The following is a 4687-nucleotide window of genomic DNA, read 5'->3' as shown; positions in this document are numbered from 1 at the left end:
GACACGGCCATGCCTCGGCTAGCGTAGCCCCAGGCGGCGCGCAAGGTCTCTTCCCTCTCGTGGGGGTCCTCGATGACATTGATGACGAAGCCGAGATTGACGATGTCGGCAGGCCGCCTTTCGCCGCCGGGCAGGAAATTCGGGTCCCATCCGAAGGCCGAGTAGCCGTTGGCCCGCAGGGTGGCCACGTCATCTCCGCGTCCGCAGCCGTAATCGAAAAGTTCGTGATCGGGCTGCAGCATACCGTACCGGATCATGAGCGAGGCAGGCTGGGAGAGCCCATTCCTCGATATAGCGGTCTTCTCCCTGGCGACGTCCACTGCGGCTTCTCCCGCCGCCACCAGGCGCGGGCCGTCCACCCGTAGGCCCGCTTCGGCAAGCATGGCCGTCCAGTTGGCCCGCGTGCCGATGCGTTTGGTGTCCTTGAACAGGCCGAGATCCTCGGCCCTGCGCGTTATCGCCGCGAAGGCGGGGATGCGCGGATCATCGGGAGCGAGCAGCGTTTCCTTGCGGTGAAGGATCGGCGGATTGTCGCGCCGGGAGTAATCGATGATGGAAGGAACCCCGTCCGCGTCGAACGAAACCGACCTGAGCAGGGCCGGGAACGCGGACTTGGAAAAGTCTTCGTAGAGGAGAAGGGACTGACGGTCTGGCGAGGCCTTGGCGACGTTCCATTCGAAGCCGGGGGCGGCGGCCTCGGCGCGGGCGACCGCCTGCCTCATTTCCTCAGGGACAAACGGTAGAGCGTCCCTGTGGACGTACAGGAATCCGCCAACCCGCTTGCCTACTTCGCTTCGCCTGGCCACTTGGCGGCCTCCTCCGGCACTCGCCCTATCCGGCCTTGCCCCAATGATCCGTGATCGCCGCCGCCAGATCCCACGCGTCGTCGTCGTCGATGAAGGGCGACTGGCCGATGATGAGGCTGGACTGGCCCATGGGCACCTCGTTGGCGAGCTTCGCCGCGAAATGGCCCATGCCGAGAAGCTGCTCGGCCCCACCTTCGTCGAGCACGATGCGCGAGTTCACGTTGGACGCGACCTTCAGGCAGATCTTGTTGCCCACATTCGCCTTGATCTGCGAAGGCATGGCGTCCTTGTCAGGCCGCTGGGTGATGAGGACAAGGTGCACGCCGGCGGCCCGCGCCTTCGAGGCTAGCCTGACGACGTGGCTGGCGACCGCGTCCTGATACGGGCTGCCCTTGTCGGCCATCCAGTCGCCGATCTCGTCGTGGAACAGGAAAATGCGAGGCAGCCGCGCCTCAGGTTCGACTTTCTGGTTGTATTTCTCGATGTTCGGCGACGTCTTCGTGATCTCGGCATAGCGGCGGTCCATTTCAGCCACCAGCTCCTCGAGAGTCGCGATAGCATCTTCCTGGTTCGTGACGATGCCGCCGTCAAGGTGGGGCATGTTCCTGAGCCAGGGGTAGTCGGCACCGAACTTGGGGTCGACGAAACGCACCCTGACGTTCCGTGGCGAGTTCGTCGCCAGCAGGTCGAGCAGGATGTTCCGCGTCAGCACGCCTTTGCCGCCGCCGGACTCGCCCGCGATCAACGTGTGCGGCCCATGCTGCGGCTGGCCCCCGTTCTCCCCGAAGATGTTGAGATAGAGCAGTTCGCCGTCGTCCTCCCGTTCGCCGAGAAGGAAGCTGCCATTGGACACGGGGGCCGTCGCCTGGAGCGTCCTCCGCTTCCAGAGTTCAGCCAGGGAAAGGATGCTGCGGGTGGGCCGCCGCACCATGACGAGCACCTCGCCGCTACCGGGGCGTACGTCCGTCACCACCAGACTGTGCGAAGTCTGAAGCACCTCGCGGCGTTTCTCGACGTTGGCGACGGTCATCGTGTCGTTGCCTCTGAACTTGACCATGGCGGCGTTCGGCGTGAGACGGTCGCCCGTGATCTCGGTGTCGAGGCCATAGCTCCTGAGCGCCTGCCTCAGCTTGACCTTGACGTCGGCCAGCCATGCGTTGGCGTTCTCGCCCGCCACCGCTGCCGGGACTGACTCGATGTACTTACGGACAGACAGCGGGTAGCGGCCTACCGCTTCGTCGAAGGCGGTCACTGCCGCGGCCGGCTCCACAGCCGGGGGCGATGCAGGTTCCCGGGCTGCGGCAGACAGGTCCGGCTGCGGCAGTTCCGGTTCGGGGACGACAGCCTGTTCGGGCAGGACGGCCGCGCCTGGCACGGCTTCCGCGCCTGAAGGAGGCTTGCCGCAGTAAGCCGGGTCGGGCAGCCGCACCGTCAGCGGCTTTTCCGCGCGCGGGTCCTCGAAATGCCTGAAAATGCGCGCGATCTCCGGGCGGTCGAAGATGTATTGCCTGAGTTCTTCCTCCTTGGGCACGTTCGGCGTCGGCTTGCCCAGGACGCAGTCATGCACGAACACGAGCGACATCCCCCGGATCCGGATGTTGGCTGCGCCGCTGCGGATCATGGTCGCCCACGAACGGGCGTCCCGGTCGGCCACCGAGCGGGGGAATATGCCATGCTCAAGCAACAGATCCGCGATCCGCGAGCGCCAGAGGCCGCGGTTGAGGACGTCGCCGTCGAGCACGATGCGGTCCTTCAGGTCGACCGTGGTCGCCTTGGTCTGGTCGAGGGATCTCGCCGCCTCTTCGGCTTCGCCGGCCTGACCAACGAACTTGCTCTCGATCACGTGCATGTCGAGGACGGGAAGGCCGTCCTCCTCGCCCACGCAGAGCGCGAGGATATCGGCCTTCTTCTTGCTCTTCAGCCCTAGCGGTTCCGCGAAGTCGTCGAGCTGCAGCCAGGCGACGGGCGCGATGCCCTCGGGGAGCGACGCGACGAGCACCTGCTTGCTGAGAAGTAAGCCGAGAAGCTCCAGCGCGTGGTTCTCCTGGCGCGCCGCCCTCAGGACCACCCGCCCCGAAATGGAGGCGGCCTCGTTGATGCAGGCGTCGGCGAACCGCCGGGCCTCGGCGCCGGACTTGGGCGTGACTTCGGCGAGCTGCTTGGCGAGCCTGTCCTTCAGGGGGACGCTCGTCTTCTTCGTCGAGACGATCACGTTGTGGCTGGATCCCGCCCAGGCGATGTTCCTGATGACGTTGATGTTGTTGTTCTTCAGCAGCTGTTCGTTGGCGATCGCGTCAAAAGTGACTACCCATTCGGCCACGCCGTGAGACCGGTTGATCGCGTCGGCGATCCTGAGGTCGTCGAAATTGACCTCGCGCACCGGAACGAAGTGCTCGGAGCTTTCCTCCTTCTCGTCGCGGTGCAGGTCATGGATCACGTCGACATAGCGCTGGACCTCTAGGGGTCTGACGGCGGGGACGAGGAGGGTCTCGCTCTTGCGTTCGCCCATGCCGTGGGAAAGCCGCCGCGTCTCTTCGTCAGGCAGATGTTCGGCGAACGAAGGCCACACGCCGTCCTTTGGAGCCGAGGTCCGCCGCCAGCTTGTCTTCGCGCCCCGCGCGATCACGTCATGGAGGAGCACGATGTCGGCTTTGCGGGCCGTGGTCCCGTTCCCCACGGCGTCGACGTCCAGGAAGCCGACGCGAAGGCGCGAAAGGAAAGTCTGCGCCGCCTCGCTGGCGAGCACGCCATCCAGTTCCCTGCTGATCGTGACGTTCTGCTCGGCGTAGATCTGCCGCAGCCTGTGCTGGTTCGTGTGCGTCAGGATGAGGTCGCAGCGCAGGTCGGACTCCGCCTCGATCTTCCTCGCCAGTTGGTCCGCTAGCCGGGACGGCAGGTCGCGGTTGTCGGCGTTGTACAGGACGACTGAGAAGTTGGCGCGCTCGTGCGGGTTGAGGTCGAGGTACTCCCGCGCTTGGGCCAGCAGGGCGGCAGTGGCTTCCTTGGAGTAGCCGTCGAACGCGTCCTCGGCCCCCTCGTCCAGCGTCGGGGGTTCGAGCAGCGCGTAGTCGGCGAAGTCTTCGGTCTCGATCAGCAGCTTTTGGTCGGCGACACCGGGCACGAGCGTCATGGCCGGATGCCACGCGCGGCCGATCGCGTCGGTGACGCTCCGCGCATAAGTGCGCAGGTCCGCCCCGTTGCCGCCCGACACGAGCAGCTGCTTGAGTGCCTTGGCGACTTTCTCGGCCTTGGCTTTCGCTTCCGCAAGCCGGAACGGATGCCAGGGGCAGGAGATCGCCACGCTCGGCCTGTCCATCGAATGGGCCATCCCGATCGACAGGACAGGCTTCCAGAGGAGCTTTCTGCAGTCGTCGTTCCTTGCGGACGATCTGAGCAGGGCGAGCACCTCGCCGTACAGGGCAGACTGCTCGTAGAGCGCCTCGTCCATGAGGCCCTTGCCTCCGTCCGACGTGAAGGCGCGGACGGCTTGCGTGTAGCTTTCGCGGAATCGGAAGAACGCATCCCTGATGCGGGCCGCGTCGGCCGGAAGCAGGACTTGCCCCTTGAGCCTGTCGAGCGCCGCCATGAACTTGGCGCCCTCGTCGAGCGTCGCGTCGTTCATGTTGACGAGAGTGCCCTGCGGCGAATCGAAAACGTCCTGCACGGTCGCCCGGTTCTGCAGGTCGATGATGCCGTCTACGACCCGATCGGTCCTTTGCGAGCGCGTGAAGCTGCCCGCCCCGAGCAGCGCCAGGTTCCCGGCCTGGTTTGCGATCTCGGACATGTTCGCTGTGTAGGCGTTGGCGAACGAGTTCGCAGGCATGGTCCAGATCAGCTGGGTGGCGTACTGCGCCACCTTGAACACGTCCTTGGACCCAAGG

At 65.5% G+C, this 4687-nt stretch carries 2 protein-coding genes; both read right to left on the bottom strand.

Annotated elements, in window-relative coordinates; genetic code table 11:
* The coding region (locus EOA33_RS25005; protein ID WP_210212600.1) for a hypothetical protein at nucleotides 1-722 on the bottom strand (722 nt) is incomplete at its 3' end.
* Nucleotides 723-831: 109 nt separating this feature from the next.
* On the bottom strand, nucleotides 832-4662 hold the full coding sequence (locus EOA33_RS25000) for an FtsK/SpoIIIE domain-containing protein (protein ID WP_127406842.1): 3831 nt from the start codon (nucleotides 4660-4662) through the stop codon (nucleotides 832-834).
* Between the last annotated feature and the right edge of the window lie 25 nt (nucleotides 4663-4687).

The sequence above is a fragment of the Mesorhizobium sp. M4A.F.Ca.ET.050.02.1.1 genome, from assembly GCF_003997725.1.
Lineage (GTDB): Bacteria > Pseudomonadota > Alphaproteobacteria > Rhizobiales > Rhizobiaceae > Mesorhizobium.
The sequence above is the reverse complement of the archived record's forward strand: the minus strand, read 5'-3'. Positions and strand labels throughout refer to the sequence as shown.